The organism is Geitlerinema sp. CS-897 (assembly GCF_028368005.1).
Taxonomy (GTDB): Bacteria; Cyanobacteriota; Cyanobacteriia; order Cyanobacteriales; family Geitlerinemataceae; genus Baaleninema; species Baaleninema simplex.
The window spans coordinates 1-23,580 of the sequence record NZ_JAQNCQ010000034.1; the positions used below are offsets into that span (position 1 = coordinate 1).

18 protein-coding genes and 1 pseudogene are annotated in these 23,580 nt (G+C 47.2%); 10 read left to right on the plus strand and 9 right to left on the minus strand.

Annotated features, from left to right (window positions below):
* Positions 1-141: 141 nt before the first annotated feature.
* Positions 142-471, minus strand: coding sequence for a rhodanese-like domain-containing protein (locus POG22_RS01570; RefSeq protein ID WP_063714816.1), 330 nt, complete (start codon positions 469-471; stop codon positions 142-144).
* 313 nt (positions 472-784) lie between these two features.
* Here POG22_RS01570 and POG22_RS01575 point away from each other — a divergent pair, with 313 nt between their 5' ends.
* From POG22_RS01575 to POG22_RS01585, 3 genes are read left to right on the plus strand one after another with little or no spacing between them, the layout of a single operon-like run.
* Positions 785-2,230, plus strand: coding sequence for a NupC/NupG family nucleoside CNT transporter (locus POG22_RS01575; RefSeq protein WP_498903231.1), 1,446 nt, complete (start codon positions 785-787; stop codon positions 2,228-2,230).
* A 20-nt stretch (positions 2,231-2,250) separates the two neighbouring features.
* Positions 2,251-3,003 carry a hypothetical protein gene (locus POG22_RS01580; RefSeq protein WP_498903232.1) on the plus strand — a complete coding sequence of 251 codons (753 nt, stop codon included), beginning with the start codon at positions 2,251-2,253 and terminating at the stop codon, positions 3,001-3,003.
* Between the two features lie 20 nt (positions 3,004-3,023).
* Positions 3,024-3,707 (plus strand): DUF938 domain-containing protein, encoded by a 684-nt coding sequence (locus POG22_RS01585; protein ID WP_498903233.1) that lies wholly within the window; start codon positions 3,024-3,026, stop codon positions 3,705-3,707.
* Positions 3,708-4,166: 459 nt separating this feature from the next.
* On the opposite strand, the gene POG22_RS01590 is transcribed toward POG22_RS01585, so the two are convergent.
* Complete coding sequence (locus tag POG22_RS01590; RefSeq protein WP_498903234.1) at positions 4,167-6,011, minus strand: response regulator; 1,845 nt, start codon at positions 6,009-6,011, stop codon at positions 4,167-4,169.
* Between the two features lie 77 nt (positions 6,012-6,088).
* On the minus strand, positions 6,089-8,839 hold the full coding sequence (locus tag POG22_RS01595) for a UPF0182 family membrane protein (RefSeq protein WP_063714811.1): 2,751 nt from the start codon (positions 8,837-8,839) through the stop codon (positions 6,089-6,091).
* 211 nt (positions 8,840-9,050) lie between these two features.
* Between POG22_RS01595 and POG22_RS01600 the strand changes: the two genes are divergently transcribed.
* The 3 genes and pseudogenes from POG22_RS01600 to POG22_RS01610 all read left to right on the plus strand — a co-directional run bounded on the left by POG22_RS01600 (position 9,051) and on the right by POG22_RS01610 (position 12,215).
* A complete protein-coding gene (locus POG22_RS01600; protein ID WP_498903235.1) occupies positions 9,051-10,913 on the plus strand; it encodes a WD40 repeat domain-containing protein in 1,863 nt (620 codons plus the stop codon).
* A 93-nt stretch (positions 10,914-11,006) separates the two neighbouring features.
* Positions 11,007-11,450, plus strand: a pseudogene (locus POG22_RS01605) (pentapeptide repeat-containing protein); the annotation flags it as partial.
* A gap of 21 nt (positions 11,451-11,471) precedes the next feature.
* Positions 11,472-12,215: a pentapeptide repeat-containing protein gene (locus tag POG22_RS01610; protein WP_498903240.1), complete on the plus strand. Its 744-nt coding sequence runs from the start codon at positions 11,472-11,474 to the stop codon at positions 12,213-12,215.
* 260 nt (positions 12,216-12,475) lie between these two features.
* On the opposite strand, the gene POG22_RS01615 is transcribed toward POG22_RS01610, so the two are convergent.
* The 6 genes from POG22_RS01615 to POG22_RS01640 form a co-directional block, all read right to left on the minus strand.
* The gene (locus POG22_RS01615; RefSeq protein ID WP_498903236.1) at positions 12,476-13,819 is read right to left on the minus strand and encodes a glutamate-cysteine ligase family protein; all 1,344 of its coding nucleotides are present in this window, start codon (positions 13,817-13,819) and stop codon (positions 12,476-12,478) included.
* Positions 13,820-13,990: 171 nt separating this feature from the next.
* Positions 13,991-14,806, minus strand: a complete 816-nt coding sequence (locus tag POG22_RS01620; RefSeq protein ID WP_063714809.1) for an SDR family NAD(P)-dependent oxidoreductase — start codon at positions 14,804-14,806, stop codon at positions 13,991-13,993.
* The gene (locus POG22_RS01625) at positions 14,791-15,936 is read right to left on the minus strand and encodes a C45 family peptidase (RefSeq protein WP_074170761.1); all 1,146 of its coding nucleotides are present in this window, start codon (positions 15,934-15,936) and stop codon (positions 14,791-14,793) included. Before POG22_RS01625 ends, POG22_RS01620 begins: the two co-directional genes overlap by 16 nt.
* Positions 15,937-16,215: 279 nt before the next feature.
* Positions 16,216-17,595, minus strand: a complete 1,380-nt coding sequence (locus tag POG22_RS01630) for a GNAT family N-acetyltransferase (protein ID WP_498903237.1) — start codon at positions 17,593-17,595, stop codon at positions 16,216-16,218.
* Between the two features lie 110 nt (positions 17,596-17,705).
* Positions 17,706-19,271 (minus strand): B12-binding domain-containing radical SAM protein, encoded by a 1,566-nt coding sequence (locus POG22_RS01635; protein WP_498903238.1) that lies wholly within the window; start codon positions 19,269-19,271, stop codon positions 17,706-17,708.
* Between the two features lie 653 nt (positions 19,272-19,924).
* Entirely contained in the window at positions 19,925-20,845 is a 921-nt protein-coding gene (locus POG22_RS01640; protein WP_498903239.1) for a nucleoside hydrolase, read from the minus strand.
* A gap of 183 nt (positions 20,846-21,028) precedes the next feature.
* Here POG22_RS01640 and POG22_RS01645 point away from each other — a divergent pair, with 183 nt between their 5' ends.
* From POG22_RS01645 to POG22_RS01660, 4 genes are all read left to right on the plus strand, one after another.
* The gene (locus tag POG22_RS01645) at positions 21,029-21,289 is read left to right on the plus strand and encodes a ParB N-terminal domain-containing protein (RefSeq protein ID WP_063714806.1); all 261 of its coding nucleotides are present in this window, start codon (positions 21,029-21,031) and stop codon (positions 21,287-21,289) included.
* 61 nt (positions 21,290-21,350) lie between these two features.
* Positions 21,351-21,833, plus strand: coding sequence for a Dps family protein (locus POG22_RS01650; RefSeq protein WP_063714805.1), 483 nt, complete (start codon positions 21,351-21,353; stop codon positions 21,831-21,833).
* Between the two features lie 25 nt (positions 21,834-21,858).
* Positions 21,859-22,548, plus strand: a complete 690-nt coding sequence (locus POG22_RS01655) for a helix-turn-helix domain-containing protein (protein WP_082901223.1) — start codon at positions 21,859-21,861, stop codon at positions 22,546-22,548.
* 122 nt (positions 22,549-22,670) lie between these two features.
* Positions 22,671-23,126: a DUF2214 family protein gene (locus POG22_RS01660; protein ID WP_063714804.1), complete on the plus strand. Its 456-nt coding sequence runs from the start codon at positions 22,671-22,673 to the stop codon at positions 23,124-23,126.
* Positions 23,127-23,580: the final 454 nt, after the last annotated feature.

Sequence of the window (23,580 nt, forward strand, 5' to 3'; positions counted from 1 at the left end):
TGGGGAGAGGGGGAGATGGGGAGAGGGGGGAGAAACGATTAACTGTTGCCTATTCCCTGTTGCCTGTTCCCAGATCCGCTGTTCCCAGATCCGCTGTTCCCTATCTTCACTGGTGACTGGTGACTGGTGACTGGTGACTGATTAAAGTCCGGCTTTGAGAGCGTATCCGGCTCGTTGCCACGCCATACAACCTCCTTGCAGGTTGTACACGTTTTGATAGCCTTTTTGAACCAGGATGTTGGCGATGCTTTGGCTTCGCATTCCCGACAGGCAGGTTACGACGAGGGCCTGGTCTTTGGGGATTTCTTTGAGAATGCGGGTCAAACTCATACGCTTTGCGCCGGGAACGTGGCCGAACATATATTCGATGAGACCGCGTATGTCGACGACTTCGAGTCGCTCTTGGCGAGATTCGAGTTGGGCGGGGCTGAGATATTTTAGTTTGGGGGATTTTTTGACTCGTCTGCTCATAGTGGGTTGGGTCAGTTGTGTCGATCGACTCGTTGAGAATTGCTTCGACCCATTATAACTAGATATCTATTCTTCTATGAACTGTATCGCGAAAAACCCGGCCGTCAAATTTTGGCGATCGCCCCCAATCGAGTCGATCTTCACGGGATCTCGTGCGGCGATCGACCCTTTTTGAGGTAAGGTCTTGTTGGAGGAACCTGGTTTGCAAGATATTTCAATCGCGACTGGGCGTCGCACCACGGTTGGATACAGCGACATCTCCGTGAAATCCTGTTGAATTTCGTGGTTTTCCCCCAGAATTCCGGAGAAGTATATGAGCGCACTCAACATCCTGTCTGCCCTGGGACTTGTCGGTTTGTGTTTTATTGCGTGGCTCGGTTCGGAAAACCGTCATATCGTGTCGTGGAACACGATTGTCTGGGGAATCGGGCTTCAGTTAATTGTGGGTGCGATCGTTTTTGGTATTGGCAGTAACGTGGTCGTTTGGATTAACGACCTTCTCAATGTCGTTCTCGACGCCTCCGAAGCGGGGGCGCGATTTTTATTTGGGGGCGGGAATTCGGCGTTCGTCCCCGATCCCGCTCGCACTGTCGGACCGGGAGAGGCGGGACGCTGGCTCGTTCGCACCGTCGGCGCTCCTTACGTGAACCTTCCGGGCGATCGCCTCGGACCGGACAACCTCAACCCCGGCTTTATTCTGGCATTTCGATCGCTACCGCAGGTCATCTTTTTTTCAGGGTTAGTGAGCCTGCTGTACCGTCTCAATATCATTCAACCCATCGTGGCGCTGTTTGCCAAAATCTTCCAGCGCACGATGAAAATTAGTGGGGCGGAAGCCCTCTCGGGAGCGGCGAACATCTTCGTGGGTATCGAATCGGCGATCGCCGTCAAACCCTTTCTCGCCGACATGAGCCGCAGCGAACTCTGTGCCATTCTCGCCAGTTGCTTCGGTTCCATCGCCTCTTCGGTGTTGGCACTGTACGCCGGATTGCTGCGTCCGACCTTCCCCAACATCACCGGCCACCTCGTTTCCGCCTCGATTATGACGATTCCAGCCTGCTTCGTCCTGGCCAAACTGTTGGTTCCGGAAACGACTACGCCCAAAACCTTCGGTCACATCCCCGAAGAACCGGAAGAAGAAGGCAAGAAAAAACTCAACCCCGTCGATAGCCTCATCGTCGGTGCCTTGGACGGGGTAAAAATGGCCGTGGGCATCGCAGCGGTGATTATCGCGATTTTGGGCTTAGTCGCTCTGTTTAACGCCGTCTTTGAAGGGTTGAGCCAGCTTCCCGGTTTGGCGGGGGTCGTCTTTCAATACATCACGCTGCAAAACATCCTGGGGGCGCTGTTTCTCCCCTTAACTTTCTTAACCGGCGTGTCGCTGCCAATTCCCTTTACCGACGGGTTTCAGGAAAACTGGCAGGTGCTTTGGGATTCCTCGGTGATTATCGGACGGCGACTGTTCGAGACGAACATTCCGCCCTACAACACCTTGGCGCAATTGGCTCGGACTGGGGAAATTACACCTCGCGCCATGCTCGTCGTGAGTTACGTCTTATGTGGGTTTACCCATTTCGCCTCTTATGGAATTTTCGTCGGCGGACTCTCGGCGTTAGTGCCTTCCCGCCGTTCGGATATTTCTGCATTGGGCTTTAAGGCGCTGTGGGCGGGAACGCTGGCCACGCTGATGACGGGATGTATCGCCGGACTATTCTTTACGGGAAATACCGATACGATTTTGGGAATTCCGATGCCGTGATGGGGGAAATCATTAAGACGATGAAACGACATTCATTTTGGCTTTTGGTTTTGGCAGTCTTGGCGGCGAGTCTCGTGGCATGGCTGGAACGTCCGACTCCCCAAACGGTTTCGGGGTCGGCGGTAGAAGTCCGTTGGGCGAGTGCGAACGTGAAGGAGGCGATCGCTCAAACTCCTCCTCAACTGCCCGATCCGCCAGTCGTTCCTACCTCGAATACGCCGCAGTCCCCAACGCCCCAACCGGACGCTCCCCCTTCTGAAGCTCCAGCGGAGTTCGAGTTAGAGCAAGTCTCGCCGCTGGAGACGGTAGATACGGCCGGATTGGCGCTGGCAGAGGGATCGTACGCTCGGCCGGGTCAGTTCCAAATCGGGACTCTCGAGGGATTTAGTTTGACCGATCGGGCGGGGATTCCTCTGTTCGAGTCGAGCGATCGCACTCTGGCTTATACTGTCGTCTCGAAGCTACGGGCGAATTCCCGCCCTCTGGCACCGGACGAATTGGTTCAAGTGGCGATCGAAACGCTCGATCGCGGTGAGGGCTTCCAACTGGGTAACGTGGCCTCGACGGCACCGGGCGAAGTTCAAATGAACTGGACGGCAGCGATCGACGGAAAACCGCTGACGGGAAGGACGTTAGCGCGTCAGGTCGATCGCCAGGTGTTGATGTTGTTGGTCTCGGCCGTAGAAGAGAGTGCGGACAAGGTAGACGGTGCGATCGCGGTATTGTCAGACACCTTGCAAACGGCTCCCAACCCCGAAACGCAAGAGATGTAAACTCACAGAGCGATCGAGATATGGCGTCAGAAAACCTTCGCGACGACCGACAGTTTGCCCCGGCAACGCAGCGAAATCGCGAGCCGATTTTAAAGGTGTTGCGCCGAGTTCTGCCCGAATCGGGCACGGTGCTGGAAGTGGCCGGTGGGACGGGGGAACACGCAGCCTTTTTCGCGCCTCATCTCAAACCCCGTCTGTGGCTGCCGTCGGATTGCAATCCACCGAACTTGTCGAGTATTGCAGCCTGGCGAGACGAGGTCGGGGTCGAAACGCTACTGCCTCCTATTGCGCTCGATACCCAAACGTTGCCGTGGTCGGTCGAACGGACGCCGCCCCCTCAGTTAAAGGAGTTCCCAATTTCGGCGATCGTCTGTATCAATATGATTCACATTGCGCCGTGGTCGGCAGGGTTGGGGCTGCTGGCTGGGGCGGGACGCATTTTGCCCGTCGGTGGGGTGTTATATCTCTACGGACCGTTTAAGGAAGGCGGCCGTCATACTGCGGCCAGTAACGAAGCGTTCGATGCGATGCTGCGCGATCGCGATCCGGCTTGGGGCGTGCGCGACCTCGAAACGGTCGTCGATACCGCCGCGTCTGAAGGTTTAACGTGGCTCGAAACGGTCGAAATGCCTGCCAACAATCGATCGGTAATCTTCCGAAAAACTGAACTAGAGCGACGCCAAGCCTTTACCACACAAAAGTAAATTTGTCAATAAAACGATAAAAAACAGCAGTTTTTCCTCTCGCCGCAAGAACTTCTCTGTGTCCTCTGTGTCTCTGTGGTGAAAAATTTCTGATATCGGAAAAAATAGAGTCTGGCGCGGGGGTTGGGTCGATCGCTCGCCGAACCATATCCCCACAAAATATCCATAAAAAAACGGCCAGCTTGCAGCGAGCTGACCCATTGAAAACCAACCAAAACCAATCACGTTGTATGCGATCGCCGTGAGGAAACTCAATAACAGCGCGTTCCCACATCCTGCGGGTTCACCTTTCTGTCAAATCCTTCACGCTAACTGGATTGTAACAAACATCACCGAATTTTTGTTATAAAACTTCAAGTTTTCATGAAATTTGAGTAAAGTTTTGGTAGCTGTCTTGCAGCACAGGACGCGACGAGGTTTCTTCCTGGTTCTCCCTTTCCCATACGTTTCCTGTAACCCTCACCGCGAATACTGTTGCCACAACTTCCCGATTCGGCGTTGTAAGGTTTGACGCTCTAAGCGATTGAGAATTCGAGCGATCAGTTCCGGTTCGACGAGGGGTTTTTGGATAAAATCGTCGGCACCGGCGACGAAAACTTGACGCACGGTCTCTGAATCGCGATAGGACGATAAGACTAAAACGGGCAGATCGTACCATTGGGGATCGTTGCGAACCACCTGACAGAGTTCGATGCCGCTAACATCGGGCATGACGACATCTAACAGCAGTAAATCCGGTTGGGTACGGTTGAGAACGTCCCAAAACTGACAGGGATCGTCGAGAAGAACTAGGTAAAAACCCCAAGGTTCCAATAAGGTACGGATGGCGTCGAGGAGTTCGCCGTCGTCGTCTACCACCAGAATTTTACTGCTGGGGGTAGACGTGGGTTGCGCCAGTTGACTGACGGTTTCGATCGCCTGTTGGGGAGAAACGGGTTTGGTGAGGAAGCCGCAACCGCCCAAACGCGCCACTTGCACGCGATCGCGCAAACTCTCTCGTTCGGTCAACACCACCACGGGAACGGGAGGACAGCGTTGGGTCAGTTGTGCCAACACCTCGAATTCGCCCCCGCTGGAATCCGGTAAGTTAAAATCCATTAGGGCTAAGTTGGGGGTCTGTTGCCGTGCCATCGTCCGGGCTTCGGCAAAGGTATGCGCCAGTTCGACGGTCATTCCTCGCTCTCTGGCGACGGCGGCGATCGATTCGGCGAAGGCGACGTCTGCATCGACCACGAACAGACGTGTTTGTGGCATCTCAGACGGCGTCGCGTGGGAGTTCGGGTTAGATTTCGAGTTCGATTTCCCGTTCGAGGGCGAGTTCGACCGATCGACGGGTAACTCTAAAGCTTGGCGCAGTTGTGTCAATCCGTCGCGTAACTGTAACGGATCGGGGGGTTCCGCTTTCAACCATCCTTCGAGTTGTCGGGAAATCTGCGAGGCGCGATCGAACCCGAAACTTCCCAAGGAACCCGCTAGGGTGTGGGTTTCGGCTAAAGCGTTTTTTAACTGTGCTGGACTCGGGGCGTTGGTTTGTAAGGTGGCGATCGCCGATTCGACGATGGCGATGCGATCGAAATATTTGGCTTTGTTGCGTTCCCACACCGCCGCGAGTGGATTGGAGGGCGCGGGTTCGGGTTCTCGCAGGCGATATCCCAAGCCGTACACGGTTTCGATAATATCGACGCCGCCGACTTTCTTGAGTTTTTGGCGCAAATTGGTAATTTGACGGCGCACGGCGTTTTCAGAAGGTGGGTCGTCGAAAGTCCACAATCGATCGAGAAGCGCACTTTGACTGAAAATCCGGTCTGGCGATCGCAAAAACAACTCCAACAGTTCGTATTCCTTCGCCGTCAACTTCAATTCGCAACCGTCGTAGGTAATCCGACAGGCTTGGGGGTCGAGGCGCAGCGGCCCCCATTCGACGACGGGCAACAAGGCATCGTTTCCCCGTCGCAGCAACGCCCGAATTCGTGCCAGCAACTCTTCAATCTCGAAGGGTTTGACGAGATAATCGTCAGCCCCCGCATCCAATCCCGCGACCCGCTGCGACGCCGAATCGTGGGCAGTCATGAGTAAAATGGGCGTGCGATCGCCGCGATCGCGCCGACGGCGACAGAAGGTCAACCCGTCGATATTGGGAACGCGCCAATCGAGCAGCATCAAATCATAGGTACAGGTTTCGGCAAATATCCACCCGGTTTGTCCGTCAGCGGCCAGATCGACGAGGTAATGCTGGCGCGTTAACACCTCGCCAATCCCCTCTGCAAAGCCCGTGTCGTCATCGACTAACAAGATTTTAACCATTGACAATCAATCATTGACAATTGAGAGTTACTCGATCGGGTTTAAAACTTCTTCGTGTCTGACTCGATGGTTTCGACCTATTGATTGAGTTGCTGTAACAAATTCCCCAACTCTCGTTGGTAGCGGCCGTAACTCGACCAATCCCCTTCTTGTAATGCGTCTTGCGCCTTGTCATAAGCCTCTTGCGCTTGTTGAGCCAGGTCGGAAAACTCCGGCGCCGCACCGGTCGGCGAGGGGGCTGTTTCTGAGGGTGCGTCGGCTTTTTCGCCGAAAATGGCGTCTAAGGCGTCTTCTAACGTCGGTTCCATCACGATCTCGTTGTCGTAAGCCACCACCACCCGTTTGAGTTCGGGTAACTCTCCCCGTTCGGCGCGTAAATACACTGGTTCGACGTACAGCAGCGATCGCTCGATGGGAATCACCAACAAATCTCCGCGAATTACTTTCGATCCTTCCTGACTCCACAGGGTTAACTGTTGGGAAATCGTCGGATTCTGGTCGATCCGCGCCTCAATTTGACTCGGCCCGTAGACGAGTTTTTGTTTGGGGAAATCGTAGATTAGGAGTCGTCCGTAATTTTCGCCGTCCGATCGCCCGGCCATCCAGGCGATGGTGTTGTCTTTGTTGACGGGGGTAAAGGGTAAAATCAACACGAACTCTTCCTGACTTTCTTCAGGAAGGCGCATGATAATGTAATAGGGTTGGACAGTTTGTTGGTTCCCTTCGTAAACTTCTGTGGGAAAGCGCCAAAGGTCTTCACGATTGTAAAAGACTTCGGGATTGTCCATGTGATAGGACAAATACATTTGGGCTTGAATGGCGAACAAGTCCAAGGGATAGCGGAAGTGCGATGCGATCGTATCGGAAACCGCCGATCGCTCGACGAACAAATCGGGGAAAATATTGCGATAAGTCTGCAACACTGGGTCGGTCTCATCTACGACGTAAAATTGCATGGTTCCGTCGTAGGCGTCGATGGCGATTTTAACGGAGTTACGAAGGTAGTTAACTTCTCCTGCGACGATATTTCTCAAGTTCTGTTGACTTAACAAACTGGCGGCGTTGTCGCTGCGAACGACGGGCTTGGAATAGGGATAGCGATCGCTAATCGTGTATCCTTCTACAATCCACTGAGGTTTTCCGTCGATTAGGGTAATATACGGATCGCCATCGAATCGTAAAAAGGGCGCGACGGTGCGGATGCGATCGAGAATTTGACGGTGGTAGTGAATGCGAGAGTTACTGTCGAAATATCCCGAAATCAAAATTTTGAGACTGCTGCGATCGAACGCGTACGCCAGTCTCCGCCCCCAACTTCCCATGGGAACGCCGCCTTTTCCATCGTAGTTATTAAAGGCATTTTCTTCACCTTTAGGATAGTCGAATTCCGGAGTTGTCGTTCCGGTAAAAATATAGGTTTCGGTTTCTTCTCCGTAGTAAATTCGCGGTTGTTCTACGTCTAAAGAAATGTTAGAAACCGGCGGAATATCTTGAATGAAAAACTCGGGTAAACCGTCTGGTGTGACTCGGTTTACGGGACTCATCACCAATCCGTAACCGTGAGTATATTTCAACCGTTGGTTGACCCAGGTTTTCGCTTGCTGGGGAACTTGTGCGTAGGATAGTTCTCGAGGGGCTAACATCACTTGACGGTAGCCGAGATCGTCGAGGGTGTAGCGATCGAGATCGACATCTGAAAATCGATAGTACAGCCGAATTTCTTGCAGTTGGCGATAGGTACTCAACAGCGGTCGGTAATCCCACAGGCGAATGTTATCGACCGTGGACGAGTTGGCTTCTAAGGTGGCGCGATCGAGGTTGCTTTCGACCGGATAATCGAACCGTTCGACGCTATCTAATCCGTAGGCTTGGCGCGTCGCTTCAATGTTGTTGGCGACGTAGGGTTTTTCTTTAGCGAGTTCGTTGGGTTCTACGACGAAAGATTGAATCGCCCAGGGATAAATTCCACCGACGACAATCCACACGAGAAAGGAAATGACAACTCCGAACAACGGAAGCGCAAAACTATGTTGCCACAACGTCACGACGCACAATACGGCTAAGGCGATCGTGGCAAAACTCATCACGCCGTAAGCGGGAAGTCTGGCGTTAACATCGGTGTATCCTGCCCCAAATACGACGCCGTCGTTGGAATAGAGGAGTTCGTAGCGTTGTAGCCAAAAGCCGATCGCCAGCAACACCGCCACGATCGCGAGGAGGGAACTTAGATGCACTCGGGCCCCGCCGGAGACTAAATGCGTCCAACCCCGGCCGATTCCAATTTCTCCTTTAAAGGCGTAAACAGCGATGGCGATCGCCAAACTGATAACGGCGATCGATAACAGGCCGTTTTGCAGCACTTCGTAAAACGGTAAGCCGAACAGGTAGAAACTCAAGTCGCGATCGAAGATCGCATCCGTCGTTCCGAACTCGCTGGCGTTGAGGAATTTGAGGATGGTTTCCCACTCCGCCGACGCTGACGCCGCTACCGACAGCGAGATGAAAACGGTGAGAAATCCGGCGACGACGTTGGGAAGTTGTTTGGCGTAAGGACTCCAAGTGCTACTTTCAGCTAGGGCGCGAAACAGGCGATATCGCGTGACGTACATCGCAATGCGGTAGTTGACCCACAAAATCGCCCCACAGCCGACAAATCCGACCGTCCAGGCGATAATTTGCCACTGTACGCGCCTCCAGAATACTTGGGAGAAGCCGACGGAATCGAACCACCAGGATTCGGTAAGGAGGTGGACGAGAGTTCCCGATACCAGCAATCCGACGAGGAGAATGGCGGCGATCGAGACGAAGAGTTTTTGGCGGGGTTTCACGATCTGAGAATTTTTAGCTCTCGTTCGATCTTAGTTGAGAATCGAGCGATCGATCTTGGCGGGTTGGGGAGGATGTTGAAGTTATTCTTAAGTTTTGTATCGAGCGATCGTGTTTAGATTACATTTGAAGTATTATTGTAGTTAAAGTAATTTTTTTTGAATTTTAAGTTGCTTTTGCAACTGCGTTACACACAAAAAAACAAACATTACAATGTTCGATCCAGTTTCGATCGCCCTCGCTTGGACAAAACGAAGAAGTAAAGTCAGCTCGATCGCTGATATTTATCGACAAAGAGTCAATCTTAAGTTGAGAAAGCTCGATTTGCTTTGGGAAAGAAAGAAATGGCTTTCTAAGTTAGATAAAACTAAAACCAAAAATTTACTACTCGACGGCCAGAAAAACCATCAAGTGTTGGTGTTGATTGCTCCCATAGCGATCGACCGCGATCTCGATCTGCCACAGGTTCTACGAGACAGCTTATCAAAGGCTGTCAAAAGTAAAGTTGAGACGTTTCTAATCGAGAATTATTCACTTCACCCAGATGCTCCTGTGGAGTGTCTTAACGATTATTTGAAAGAGCCGATTTCCGATCTGCGAGTCCGACAGCTGTTTACCGTATTGGAACCGATGACGACGATCGTTCTGTACGCCAAGCTACAAGCGGACAAGTTAACGCTTCAAGTCGCCTATTGGAATATCTGGAGAGAGAAACCAGAGATCGATTTTGACTTGTCGCTAACCTTAGACTGGAAAGCCATACTCAAAACAACGTTCGTAGAAGATTTAAATCGATTGCTACGAGCGATCGCCGAACTTCACTGTCTCGCTGCAGCATTTCCGATCGATTTACATTACTGGGCGATCGATACCCAAGCCAACTATCAACCCCATTTGCTTAATTTAGAAGCCGAATTTAAAACGGTCGTAGCCGGAGCTTGGAAAAAATTTGCAGCAGTCTTTCAAAAAATTCAAGAAGTACGATGGAAAACCTATGACGAATGGCACAAACGAGAGCGACGATGGCCTGAAATTCGCTCCTCCTGGACTTGTCGCACTTTTCAAGATGATTCTGAAGGGTTTTCTTCATTTTGCTACAGTCCAGATGGAAAGACCTTAGCCTGTAGAACCCGTAACGGAAATATCAAACTTTTGGATGCGACAACGGGTGAATGCAATCTTACTATCGAGAGCCATTCTGACCCAATTTCTTTGATAACGTACAGCCCAGACGGTCAAACCCTTGCCTGTGGAACTAATAATGGCACTGTCAGACTTTTAAACGCAATGACAGGTGAGTGTTATCGTACTTTGGGCGACTGTCCTACCCGCGTCGATTCAATTCAGTACAGTCCAGACAGCAAGACAATTGCCTTTTCTTTTAGAGGTTGTGACACGATTAAACTCTGGAATATTGCAACGGGAGAGTGCCAACAGACTCTTCCCAATTCAGGCTATCTAAAAGCCTACAGTCCAAACGGCCGCACTCTAGTTTCTCAAATTTCCTATCGTGGTGAAAATATTGTAAAACTTTGGGACACTCAGACGGATAAATGCCTTTACATTCTGAGTCGTTTTGGGAGTTATTTTAAGGATAACTGTTCTCATGTTCTAGCCTACAGTCCGGACGGTTACAGTCTGGCAATTCGTGGCGTTGGCGGTAAGGGCATCAATATTTTGAACATTGAAACGGGTCAGAATTCCCAACTCACTTCGCAAGAATTTTATCAATTTACTTACAGTCCAGATGGCAAAACTCTTGCTGTACTTACTGTAAGCAATGGAAATGAAATTCAACTCTGGAACGTGATGACTGGTGAATGTTACCGCATTTTAACCGAGCCTCGGAGTAGTAAGTGGAGAGAAGTATTCTACAGTCCAGACGGTAAAAAGCTTAGTTGTGTTGGTTCTCAAGGTATCGTTTTTTGGAATGTAGAAACAGGTGAATACTATAATTTAGCTTGTGGGGGTTCTTCCCATTCTTACAGTCCAGATGGACGAGATCTCGCTTGCCTCGCTTATGGATGTCCATCGAACGTTATCAAAATTTGGAGTATTCTAAAGTTAGATCTTTAGCTTACTGTCGATCGCATTAGCAATTAGCTTGCAGTCATAGATCTGTGGGTATGTTGTCAATAAATTTTGTGGAAATTCAATAAAAAAGTACAGATGGTAAATCCAACACACTTAAATATATTGAGCCAGGGGGTAAGAACCTGGAATCAGTGGAGACGCGCAAACAGTCACGCTCCAGTTGACTTACAGGAAGCCGATCTCAGAGAAATCAATTTGCAGAAAGCCGATCTCAGAGAAGCCGATTTCAGTAGAGCCAATCTGGAGAAAGCCGATCTCAGAGAAGTCATACTTTTGAGAGCTAATCTGAATGGAGCCAATTTGCGGGAAGTGAATCTCGAAGGAGCCCGTTTTTGGGAAGTGAGTCTGGAGGGAGCCGATCTCAGCAGAGCCAATCTGGAGAAAGCCGATCTCAGAGAAGTCATACTTTTGAGAGCTAATCTGAATGGAGCCAATTTGGAAAGAGTCATTCTTTGGGGAGCCAATCTGCGAGAGGCTAACCTTCAAGAAGCTAACCTCAAGAGAGCTAACCTGCGGGCAGCCAATTTTGAGGGAGCCAATTTGGAAGGAGCTAATCTGGAACGAGTCAAGCTGTTGGATGTGCGGGATTTTCGGGCAGAAGGCAAGCTGCTGGGATTCAATCCAGAGAAAGTCAATCTGAGAAGAGCTAACCTGCGGAAAGTCAATCTGAGAAGAGCTAACCTGCGGAAAGCCAATCTGGAGGGAGCTAGCCTGTGGGATGCCAATTTCGAGGGAGCTAATTTGGCGGAAGTTAGCCTACGGGAAATTAACCTGTGGGAAGCCAATCTACGAGAAGTCGATCTAGAGCGAGCGAACCTGAAGAGAGCTAATTTAAACCGAACTAACTTGGAGGGAGCTAACCTGAAGAATGCCTACTTGTTGGGAGCTAATTTGTATAAAGCCAAACTGAAGGAAGCGAATTTGGCTGGAGCCAACTTGCAAGATGCTTACTTAGTGGAAGCTGACCTGTCGAAAGCCAACTTGCTGCAAGCTGACTTAGGGGGAGCGAACCTGAAAGGAGCTAATTTAAAAGATGCTGACTTGGTGGGAGTGAGTCTGTGGGAAGTTTACCTGTGGGAAGCCAACTTAGAAGGGGTTAACCTACAACAAGCCAAAAATATCTCTCTCAAGCGAGTCAAACTAGCGTGTAACTGGCAGAAAGCTACGTTTGATGAAGCGTTTCGATCGCAACTCAACGAAACCCCCGATCCGGAAACACTACCCGATTGTAATCGAGAGCAGCAATTTGGCTTGTGTCGTATTAACTATCGAGGTCGAGATTGAGGAAGTTATAACCCACATCTTACAACAATTTGCCAATTATCTTGAGTATAAAAAGCACTATCAGCTACCGTTAAACTGCTCGACTGCTTAAACTCAACGATCGCCGTGCCAAGTTTCTGGGAGTCAGATGAGGCTTCCAAACCCCTCTTCATCCAAAGGGGTGGTTTGGGTAGAGCGATCGCGAAATCCAATAGCAGCTAAGTCGAGGACTCAAGCTTGCCTTTGATGAATTTACATTTTTGAGATGCACCCATTTTTGCTCAAACTGGAGACTCCACAAGAACTCGATCTAAGGAATCTTGAATAATATCCGCAGGCATTTTATTCGTAAAAGTATATCTTTCTAAAAAGTCACGAGCTTTTTGAATATTATCTAACCCTAGATAATCTTGAGGAAGACGATACATTCCCTCAATGGCAATTTCCCAAGCTTGTCGAGCTAAGTCAGCCAGCTCTGCATCCCTCAATCCGCTAATTGCGGAACGATGCCAAAGATCTTCAAGTGAAGAGGTTTTTGGAAATAACAGATCTAGGCAATTTTTTCGAGCAATATCTTCATAGAAAAGCGTGGTTATTAAAGTAATAGGAATTGGCTGCCAAATACCTGGCAGCATATCACAAGATCGCAATTCCATGTATTGACGAGGTCTAACTTCAAAATAGAATGTAGAAAGGTGATAAATAAAATCGTCAACTGTCGGCCAGCCGTAAATAGGGTGTCCGTTTTCAATCCAGTCAGCAAAACTAATATCTGTACGAGCAGGCTCGATCTGGTTTGAGGTTAACTGAAAGAGAATAACCTTAGCTTTCAAAGTGTTTTCACTCCAGGTTTCTAAAATATCTTCTTCGGAACCTTCATAACCGGAAAAACCCACTCGAGTCGATTCTAAATTTTGCCAAATTCTTGCTCTAGTTGAAACTCCATGAACCGATGGGCTACAAGCAAAAGTTGCTGTGATAATTGGAGAAATTAAATTAGCTAGTAGCCATCTCTCTCGCCAAGTTTCTCGATCGCCAAAGTCAAGATTAATATGCAGACTTGCCGTCTTGGTCATCATTAAATTTCCCCATCGATCGAAACGATCGAAAAATTCGATTAAGGCAGTTTGTCGAGCGGTATGAATTTGTAATTCGATTTTATCTTGAGGATGCCATCGATCGATACCTGTTCCGACCAGAATAACGTGATGTCGATCGAACGCTTTTGCTAATAAATTTTGTGTATTTCTGGTATGAGTTAATAATTCAGATGGACACTTGAAAGGGCGGGTGGAAATTTCAATTTGTCCCCCTGGCTCGAAAGTGATAAATCCTCCTTCAAGTAGGGGATAGCGACAGAAAGTTTTAGGATGGGTTTCTTTTTGTCCTATTAGATCGTTGCGATCGGACAAAGAATCGATAATTTCTAAAATACCTGAACTTCCCTGTAACTTTAGACGCTGAATCGGTTTTCTATCTCGATCGACTAAAAAAGGAAACATTTCTAGCTCTAAACCTACTTTTTTAAGGTCTTTTTTCGAGCGAGATGTTCCAAAAGCCTTTTCCTTGGCAATTGACTTTGCAGTTTCTAGAGAAACTGATTGTTGACGATGGACTGTAGGCATTTTTTGATGAGTTGAAGATCGATTTAACAGTAAGTCTAGGAAAAATTGTTTTTTTTGAACTTACGATGCAAGAAATCGCTAATTTTTTTACAGGAGAGGAATTTTTACCAAACTGTATAAAAAACAACTCAAATCGCAAATTTTCTTGTCGGAAGAGCTGAAAAAATTTCTCTATCGAGCTGTCAATCCTCCATCTATGCCGATAATCTGTCCTGTCATATAACTGGCTGCTGGACTTGCTAAATAAGCAACGAGCAAACCCAGTTCTCTCAAACTGCCTTGACGATGCAGGGGAATTCTAGCCAGTCTTTTGGCTTTTTCTCTCTCATCAGACCATGAAAAATCTGTCAAAGAGGTATGATATTCGCCGGGGGCGATCGCGTTGACTCGAATATTATAATCTGCCCATTCTAAAGCCAAGACCTTAGTGAGCATATTTACAGATGCTTTGGCGCTATTGTAAGCTGCAAAATAAGGTGACGCTTGGATCGCACTGTTAGAGCTGACATTAACGATCGCCCCTTGACGCCTTGCCAGCATACTGGGAGCTACAGCCCGACAGCAATAAAACATGGCGTGAATGTTAACTGCAAAAATATTCAGCCACTCTGCATCGCTGATTCGCGAAGTCACTGTTTCTGGAACGACTGGAGGACGAAGATCGACCCCCGGTAAAGGAACAATAGGACGCTTTTGATACTGCCCTGCATTGTTCACGAGAAGATCGATTTTGCCATAATGGTTGAGGGCTTGCTCGACAAAGCGATCGACCTGGCTAGAATCGGTCAGATCTGCTGAAATAGCTAACGCTTTTCTGCCAGTTTGTTTGATTTCAGTTACGAGGGAATCGAGTTGAGCCTGAGTTCGGGAGACCAATACTAAATCTGCACCAGCTTCACTCAAGACTAATGCAATAGCCCGGCCGATCCCGCGACCCGCTCCGGTGACGATCGCCACTTGGTCTTGTAAATTTATTTCTGGGAACATATCGGTTCTGAGGAACTAGACAGCAGCGTTTTAATATCATGCACGGTGGACTGGCCGCTTCTGACATCTTTAAATTCATAAAGGGTCATGTCGGCAAGGTTGACAATATAGGAAGAGATGGTTCCCCAAAACAGCCCGGTTTGGAAAACGTTATTCATGCCATTTTTATCTGTGCTTTCAGCCAAGGTCGTTTGTAAGGTCTCCAGTGAATTAATCTGATTGGCTCGTTGGTTTAATTTATCTAAGCGTATTTGACTCGATTCCAAAATAGGCAACTGTTCTAATTCTGGAATACGAGAAGAAAATCGGATGTTTTTTGGAAAATTAAACGGACTGAGTTCGCCACTCATGAAATGATTGGTATGCAATAAAGAATTATCTGATTGGATAACACCTGTTTTATCCCCAACCACTTCAACAATATAAAAATTCTGAGCGTCGGCGACTGCCAAAGATGCACCGTTACCAATCGCATAATTCCGCTGTCGTGCTAATAAAACCGCTTCCTCTGCACTGTGGCAACTGCGGCACATATCATGTACTAAATAGCTGGCAGGCAGTCCCCCCGCATGGCTTCCTTTGCGGTAGTAGGTATAGTTGTAACTGACGGCTAGTCCGTGTTCGTTGATGCAGAATTGACCGCCAAACGGCATCAGTATAGGGGCAAAGCCAATATAATTAAACTGGGATGTTTCCCGACGAACAATTGCACCTTGATAGGGAGCGAGGGGATATTGATAATCAAAGTTTTTTCCTAACAGTCGGGACTGTTCTGACCGACAGCCAACGCCACTACACCCTTGAATAACTCCTGTTCGATCTGCACCCAAGATTTCAGATAATAACAGGAAGTAATAGATACTTTGCGTCATTTCTGAAACACTAAGCATCCCATTGAGATAGTCTGTTGCGGGTTGAATGCGATCGAGTTGTTTTTGCAACGCTCTGATTAAAAAATAGCTTTGGATCTTTTTCAGCATTTGCTGAGGCCAAGATCTTTTGAGTCGCTGCCAGTAGGGAGAATTCTCAAGGGTTTGCCGAGCCTGTGGATATTTCTCGACAACCATTAAAGCGTGTTGTTGTCCGATTTCAAAACTCGAACCCTCGAAGACATAAGGAGAATAATTCATGATACACTTTTGATTTTCGATTGACGGCTGGCTTCAAACAAAATAAGTATTGATTTTTTTGAAGATTCGGCTATTTTATCATAGTTAGAAGTAAATTCAGGATTTTTTTAGCAATATAAAATGCAACCTTGAATAGCTATAATTTATTTTTCAATCGATGCGATCGATCTTAACTACTTTTATTTATTAATATTACATTCTATCAAATGCTTTTTTAAGGGATGATTGAAAGAGTTCCCCAAATTGCTTTAGATTCTAGAGAACTCTTTATAGATAGCTTTAGCATACTCCTGTAGAAACCGGTACTTTGACGAGAGATTGCTGGCTTATAATATGTAATGCTGGATCGCCGACTAGAAGAAAAGGTTGAGAGCAGATAGACGAACTAAATTCTAAGTTGAGTCGCTTCACGGTATCTCCAAAACTAAATCCGTTCTCTAGTAATTCCCGACAAAAGCTCTGTTCTCGAAAATTCATACAACTTTCTCCTTTGGAGAGGATCTGATGAGAATCTCCAAAAGCAGCAAAGCGATGATAGTCTCGATTCCATTCAACCAAAGAATTCTTGGGATTAAAGAAAATAGGTCTAGTTTGAGGTTGGATAAGATTAAGGTAGTTTCGCAGGGTTGCGATCGAACAGTCTGCTACTGTTTTGCTAAGTTGTAATCCTAAAGAAACTTTTCGAGAGTGTCGGACAAGCATATCCCATTCATTGGAATTAAAGTCCGTTTCCATCATCCATACCCAGACAGACTCAGTCTCTCGATCGATCGACAATTTTGAGAAACAATCGATCGCTTGTAAGTGTTTTCCTGTTAATATTGCATAGCATTTAGCCATTGGCAACAAGGGACTGTTGTGCTTGACAGCTAAAATTCGCCGTTGAGGAATTAGAGCGTTGATTCGATCGAACGAAGATTCTTCCTCATTGCCACTGTTAAGGGATGAGGTTTTAGATTCCAGCCAAACTCGTGCAGATTGAGTTTGAATAGATTCTACTCCGGTTAAGGTTGAATCTTGTAAGCTGGATGGCAAATTTTCGGTGAGTATGGGAAATATACTAAAAATTTGACGACTTCCAATTAACGAATTTAGAACGATTTCATACTCTTGGATAGTCTGACAGAGTATTAGTTTAACTAAAAACTTCCATTGGCACTGCTGCGAAGATAAAAAATGACGCGATCGCTCCAGCATCCACCGAGCGACAGACGTACATTGAGATCGTTGATAACGTATGGGTGTCCACTCACAACTAAAACCGTATTTTTTGTAAGGCTTTCCTATGATTTCACAGCCAAAATTGAGATACTCTTTCAAGATTCTTTGATGACTGTCTGCATAGAGGGTTTGAATGCCGTTTTCTTCCATAATGCGAAGCATTCCACCTACGAGAAACACGCCAGTTGTGCGATTCCGTTGAGACGACGCAGTCACAAAGTAGCTCGCGTAAAAGCGTTGGCTATAGCGATCGAATGCAACGCGCATTGACCCTAATAACTGGCGATCTTGCATCACCATTAAATTTTTACAGAAGTAATCGTTGAACACATCCTGATAGTCTTTGTCTTGAATCTTGAGTTCGTCAACAAAGACACGCTTTCTCAAATTGACGATTTCTTCGATTTCGTGACCTGATGTTGCTAACTTCAGTAGCATAATGCCCCTCACGTTGAACGTTTAAATTGAGCTAATGACAGGCGCGATCGCCGCACAAAGACAAACGATCGCCTGCCAGTTATTATCAGAAAAAAATTCGAGATCGTCGACTAAGAGATCGGTTGAGTTGATGGGGTTTGAGTTCCCGCCCTTTCAGTTTTGTAAAGCCGTTCGATAGTTTTGAGTTCTTTTTGTCGCTCTTGCTCTAAATTGCGATCGTTTTTAACCCAAGGTAAAAACTCCAAGGTGTTAACGTTCTGAGTTCTCGAACCTACAGAATTTTCCAAATTATAGTGTTTGTAAGATGTCCGTAACGACCAGAAATACCGCCAAAAATTGGGCATTTTTAGAATAAATTGCCGTAAACCCATTAGGCGAATCTGCTCTTGAGGAGGACGCTGGGCGCGAATCATCAACATACTATACTCGTGACAAAAGGTCTTGATGTCTAATGTCGTTTCCATGACAGCATGTTGGAAATCAAAGTATTCGGGTTCGTTATACAGAATCTGGTCTTTATTTGTCGTGTATTCCACCGTACCTGGCATGGGAGTCGATACAGTGATATTCGGAACCTCGATTTCTTGGTCGCGGATGTACTTTAACATCCCTTGAAAGTTTTCCTGCGTGTAATCTAAACCAATTTGAAACAGCCCTTCAGTCAGTACACCATGTTTCTTCAAAATTTTGATGGCTTTAGAACTGTGGTCGATGGATGAGTGTTTGTTCATGCTGCTGAGAGTATCGTCGGAATAGCTCTCTAAACCCATACGTACCCGCTTGAGTCCAGCAGCTGCCCAAAGTTCCACCAGTTCGGGATTCTCAGCAATGGTATCAGCTCGACTGTAAAGACAATATTGTTTTTTGAGACCGCTTTTTAATAACGCCTCTCCCAAAGCAAAAGAACGTTCGAGATCGCCAAAACAATGGTCGTCCACAAATAAAACGTAAGGTTCTTCTAGCGTAGAAAGATAATCAACAATGTATTCAGGACTCCACCCTAAATATTGACCTGCATTAACTTTCCAGAGATTACAGAAAGAACAACGAGCCGGACAACCCATTGCTGTTCGCATCGCAGCAATGGGCTTCCACCAAAGATGGTAGTATTTTTTGTGATATTTTTTCGTGATGGAGCGATCGGGGAAGGGCAAGCTGTCTAAATCAAAGTTTGGATTGACAACGGCTTGACCGTTAGAGATGAATTTTCCATTTTCTTGATACGCCAAACCGTTTAACTTACGATATTCAGAGTCTCCTTCGTGAAGAGAGTTCATTAAGTCATAGAAACCCTGATAACCTTCGCCCATCCAAATCAGGTTAGTTTGAGCGATCGCTAAATCCTTTGGGTTAATTCGCGTGTGTTCGCCACCCACAACTGTAATAATATTAGAATTGAAGGCTTTGACTTTTTTTAATACTTCTCTCACTAAATTGAGGTGCAACGTCCAGCAATTTATCACAAAAATGTCTGGGTTAAATGAAGCTAATTTTTTCTCGAGAACTCCCGCACGACGTTCTAAACGTAAATCTAGAACATCGATATTAAACCGTTTCTTGTCAAAAAGCGAGCTGAGAACTTCAAATTGCAGGGGTTCGACAACATAAACTTTCTCGTCAGCAAGATGATAATCATGGTAGGGGGGCGTGCAGAAGAGAAGACGTAACTTATTCATGTTTCTATCCTTGATAATGCGACAATACACTCAAAAAACTTAGGGATAACGATAACGAAGTAATGTCACTCAAATCCTTAAAGTATTCCGCGATAAGAATTGCGACTGATTCGCATCGTTAGAGTGCAGTACTATCCTATTTATTTGAGGTATTTTGATATGAGGTCTCGATTTAAGTTTTAACTATACATCATAAAAAATATATTTGACACGAACTTCCAAAAAATTTATTGGTTTAAACAATCCTTTATGTTGTAAATTAAGCTTTACAAATAAATACTAAATATTATCAAAATACGTAAAAAATTAAAATGATTTGCATTGACAAATCTTCATAAATTCAATAGTTTGTTTGGCATAATACAAGTATATCTAAATATCGATAAAAAGCGATCGAAAAAATTGTAATTAGCTTTGTATAACTCATGGTTCAAAATCAGAAATCGCAGAAAGTACTGATATATCGTCTTTACGCGATCTAGAGTGCATTACCGCCCTGTCAATAAGTTCAGATCTTGAAAATATTATTCGCAACAAATTTTTCTATTGCGAATTCCAGAGAGGCACAATTTCGTTGCTAATTTATCGAAGTCTTTACTGGATGAGAGATTTAGCTTTTTGGCTTAACCCGAATTGAAGCGATCGATCTATCATCACATCAACTGTCCCAAAAAATACTCGTAAAACCCTTCAAGATCCACATCTTCAAACACTCGAATTTTACGACCTCCCGGTTTGGCGATCGTGCGTCCTTGACTCGTACCTTCGGTGATGACATCCACCTCGTACTCTCGCAACTCGTACAAATCTGGTCGTCCGAGATACGCCGTCGCCAGAACGTCCCAAAAATAGAACTCCTGGGGACTGGCTAAGGCGTAACACTGTCCGGCGAAATCACTGAGGGGATAGCGACGCTGTTTTGCGATGCGTTGAATTATCTCGTCCGTGACGGGGACGCGGTTCGTGATGTCGAGAGAACACAAGAGAAAAGGTATCTCGGTACGCCACACCGCCGCGATCGCCTCCGCATCCCAGTAAGCATTCCACTCCGCCGTTCCGTCGTGTCCCGGTTCCCACATGGACTCAACGTTTCCGGGGACGTTCAACGCACCCCCCATCCACAAAATTTTCTCGATCTTTGCGGAAATAGAAGGATCGGTTTCCAACGCCGTCGCCACTGTCGTCAGCGGCCCCGTCACCAACAGCGTAACTGGACGCGGTGCAGCGTTTAAGCGATCGACGAGAAACTGTTGTCCGCTTTGATTCACCTGTGGCGTGGGACTCGGCGATCGCTCGTTGAGAATCGGTAGGCGATCGATAATATAAGAATCCCGTCGATACAGCGGCGGAAACGCATTCATCCCCCGAACTGTACTCGCCACCACCGGAACCCCCGATCGATCGACTAAATCTAAAATCTTTCGCGTCGCACTCACCGCTGGTTCGATATAGCAGTCCGCTGGCGTCACGACAATGCCGAGAAGTTCGACGTTCTCCATCGTCGTCAACAGCAGCGTCGAGAGATAGTCGTCAATTCCGCCGTCGCTATCGTGAAGGACTAGAGTTTGAGACATGGTTCTAGAGGTGATGAGATGACCTGACGATCAAATGAAGGGATGATGAGCTGTTGACAGTTCCTTCCAATCTAACCTTTCTCCTCATCTCATTATCTCCTCATCTCATTATCTCCTCACCTCGATATTGACAACTCATAATCGTTATGACTACAATTAAGTCAGCAACTGTTCGAGGGTGTCATGAGAATCGAAGATATCCCCATCGACAAAATTCGCCGTCCCCTTCCTCGGGGCAACGATCCCGAAAAAGTCAAAGCGTTGATGGCATCGATCGCCGAAATCGGACTGAAAGAACCCATCGACGTGTTAGAAGTAGACGGAGACTACTACGGATTTTCTGGCTGTCACCGCTACGAAGCCTGTCAGCGTCTCGGACACGACACCATTCGTTGCAGAGTGCGCCGAGCGCCGAAAGCAGTTCTAAAGATGCACTTAGCTTAGACGAGTTTCGCCAAACTGTGCTTTACAGTCATTACACAACTACTTAACGAAGGAGACTTCCATGCAAGCAATGCCCATCAATACCGGAATCGACGAACAAACCCGCACTAAAATCGCCGAAGGGTTATCTCGTCTGCTGGCTGACACCTACAGCCTGTATCTGAAAACCCACAACTTCCACTGGAACGTCACCGGGCCGATGTTCCAAACGCTTCACCTGATGTTCGAGGAACAGTACACCGAATTAGCGACGGCGGTAGACGAAATCGCCGAACGAATTCGCGCCTTGGGACATCCCGCACCGGGAACCTACGGTCAATACGCCAAACTGACATCTATCGAAGAACCCGATGGCGTTCCTCACGCTAAGGACATGATCCGCCAGTTGGTGCAGGGTCAAGAAACGGTGGTTCGCACGGCTCGCGAGGTGTTCCCCACGGCTGAGGAAGCTAACGACGAACCGACGGCGGACTTGCTGACGCAACGGATGCAGATTCACGAGAAAACGGCGTGGATGCTGCGGAGTCTGCTCGAGGAGGAGTAGAGGATCGCGATCGAGCGAAACGGGCGTGGTAGAATCCAACGCTGAGGCTGCCCGCAAGTTGCGATCGATGACTGATTCGACTCAATCAAAAGAGTATACCCAAGCGTACACCGACGTTCTCCGTCAACTGATGGCGAACGTCGGTGTTTCTAGTTTTGCCGAACTCCGTCGCCTCGCGGGAGTGTCAGACTGGCAAATTCGCCAAGTGCGGCGGGGAAATTTCCAGACAATGCGTTTAGAGAACCTGTTGAAGCTGTGCGAGGCGTTGCAGGTGTCAGTGGTGGAATTTTTGGCAGCGTTTGGTGTGGTGGAGTCGTCGCCAGAGGTGGAGACGCTGCGATGGGAGTACGATCGCCTTAAAGAAGAATTCGATCGCGCGCGAGATACGTTTGCAGAGGAGTTTCAGCGAGAAAGTCTCGATATTCTCGAATCCTTTTTAACCTATTGGCACGCCGCCGCCCATGCGGTGGAAAACAACCCCCAGTTTGCGGCGAAAAAGCTGTTACCCCTCGTCAAACCCATCGAACACTTGCTGCAACGGTGGGATGTCGAACCGATTGGTGCGATTGGAGAAGAGGTGACGTACAATCCGCAGTTGCACCAACTGGCGAAGGGAACCGCACAACCAGGCGATCGCGTTCGGATCGCGAATTTGGGCTACCGGCATGGCGATCGCTTGTTTTTGCGGGCGAAGGTCAAAGCGATCGTGATATAATCCGCCTTCGGATACGCAACGATATAATCATCGAGTTTTATTGGTGAGATTCGATCGATGTTAAAACGTTGCTCCATCGCGATCGATATTGGGTTTTCAACAATTAGCTTCAACAATTAACCATGTGGAACAGTGCTGTTACGGCATACTTGCACTATCTCGGATTTATGCTGGCAGTGGGTGCGCTCGTCGTGGAGAACTTCACGTTAAAAGAGCGTCCGACACTGCAAGAATCTCAAAAAATTGTCATTGCTGACGTAGTTTATGGCTTGTCAGCTTTAATGGTATTGGTGACGGGAATTTTGCGCGTTCTCTACTTTGGCAAAGGAACCGAGTATTACACGAGTAACCCTGTTTTTTGGCTCAAAGTTGGCATTTTTCTATTTGTCGGAACCTTGTCATTATATCCCACGATTACGTTTATTTTGTGGGCGAAAGATTGGCAACAGAACGTAGCTCCAGTTTTGACGGCTGCGAAAACGCGCTTGCTCTCTTCCATGATTAAAGTTGAGATAGTTGGCTTTCTGCTGATACCGCTATTGGCGGCAATGATGGCTCGAGGCATTCGTTTGTTTTAGACGTTAGCTTTCATTTTTTTGAATTTGCGCGAATTCTTGAGGATTCGCGTATTTTTTATGACTGATGGGTGTATCTCAGTTTTTCAATCGATACGGAATCTGCTTCCGATAAGCGGGGCTTCAAAAAGTCTTCACCACAGAGACACAGAGGACACAGAGAGGAGGGATTTGAATTTACATTTTCAAAATGCACCTGGGACTGCTATATATTTTTGAAATTTCATGATATTTAATAATAAAAAATATCTACAAAACCATGAAATGCACTTCAACAAATATAAATCGATGCACTTCAACAAATATAAATCGATTGAAGGGTGCATCTCAGTTTTGCAAAAATATTGCTAAAACAGAGTGCCATTTAAGTAAGCACAGCGTAAAGAAAGAATCTTAGAAACATTCTCTACTTTCCATTGCGCTCCCGATATTTTGACTCGCATTCCGATTTGCTTAA

Excerpts from the sequence above, each read along its gene's own strand:
- POG22_RS01570 (WP_063714816.1), bottom strand. The coding sequence starts at position 471 with ATGAGCAGACGAGTCAAAAAATCCCCCAAACTAAAATATCTCAGCCCC.
- POG22_RS01575 (WP_498903231.1), top strand. The coding sequence starts at position 785 with ATGAGCGCACTCAACATCCTGTCTGCCCTGGGACTTGTCGGTTTGTGT.
- POG22_RS01580 (WP_498903232.1), top strand. The coding sequence starts at position 2,251 with ATGAAACGACATTCATTTTGGCTTTTGGTTTTGGCAGTCTTGGCGGCG.
- POG22_RS01585 (WP_498903233.1), top strand. The coding sequence starts at position 3,024 with ATGGCGTCAGAAAACCTTCGCGACGACCGACAGTTTGCCCCGGCAACG.
- POG22_RS01590 (WP_498903234.1), bottom strand. The coding sequence starts at position 6,011 with ATGGTTAAAATCTTGTTAGTCGATGACGACACGGGCTTTGCAGAGGGG.
- POG22_RS01600 (WP_498903235.1), top strand. The coding sequence starts at position 9,051 with ATGTTCGATCCAGTTTCGATCGCCCTCGCTTGGACAAAACGAAGAAGT.
- POG22_RS01615 (WP_498903236.1), bottom strand. The coding sequence starts at position 13,819 with ATGCCTACAGTCCATCGTCAACAATCAGTTTCTCTAGAAACTGCAAAG.
- POG22_RS01620 (WP_063714809.1), bottom strand. The coding sequence starts at position 14,806 with ATGTTCCCAGAAATAAATTTACAAGACCAAGTGGCGATCGTCACCGGA.
- POG22_RS01625 (WP_074170761.1), bottom strand. The coding sequence starts at position 15,936 with ATGAATTATTCTCCTTATGTCTTCGAGGGTTCGAGTTTTGAAATCGGA.
- POG22_RS01630 (WP_498903237.1), bottom strand. The coding sequence starts at position 17,595 with ATGCTACTGAAGTTAGCAACATCAGGTCACGAAATCGAAGAAATCGTC.
- POG22_RS01635 (WP_498903238.1), bottom strand. The coding sequence starts at position 19,271 with ATGAATAAGTTACGTCTTCTCTTCTGCACGCCCCCCTACCATGATTAT.
- POG22_RS01640 (WP_498903239.1), bottom strand. The coding sequence starts at position 20,845 with ATGTCTCAAACTCTAGTCCTTCACGATAGCGACGGCGGAATTGACGAC.
- POG22_RS01645 (WP_063714806.1), top strand. The coding sequence starts at position 21,029 with ATGAGAATCGAAGATATCCCCATCGACAAAATTCGCCGTCCCCTTCCT.
- POG22_RS01650 (WP_063714805.1), top strand. The coding sequence starts at position 21,351 with ATGCAAGCAATGCCCATCAATACCGGAATCGACGAACAAACCCGCACT.
- POG22_RS01660 (WP_063714804.1), top strand. The coding sequence starts at position 22,671 with ATGTGGAACAGTGCTGTTACGGCATACTTGCACTATCTCGGATTTATG.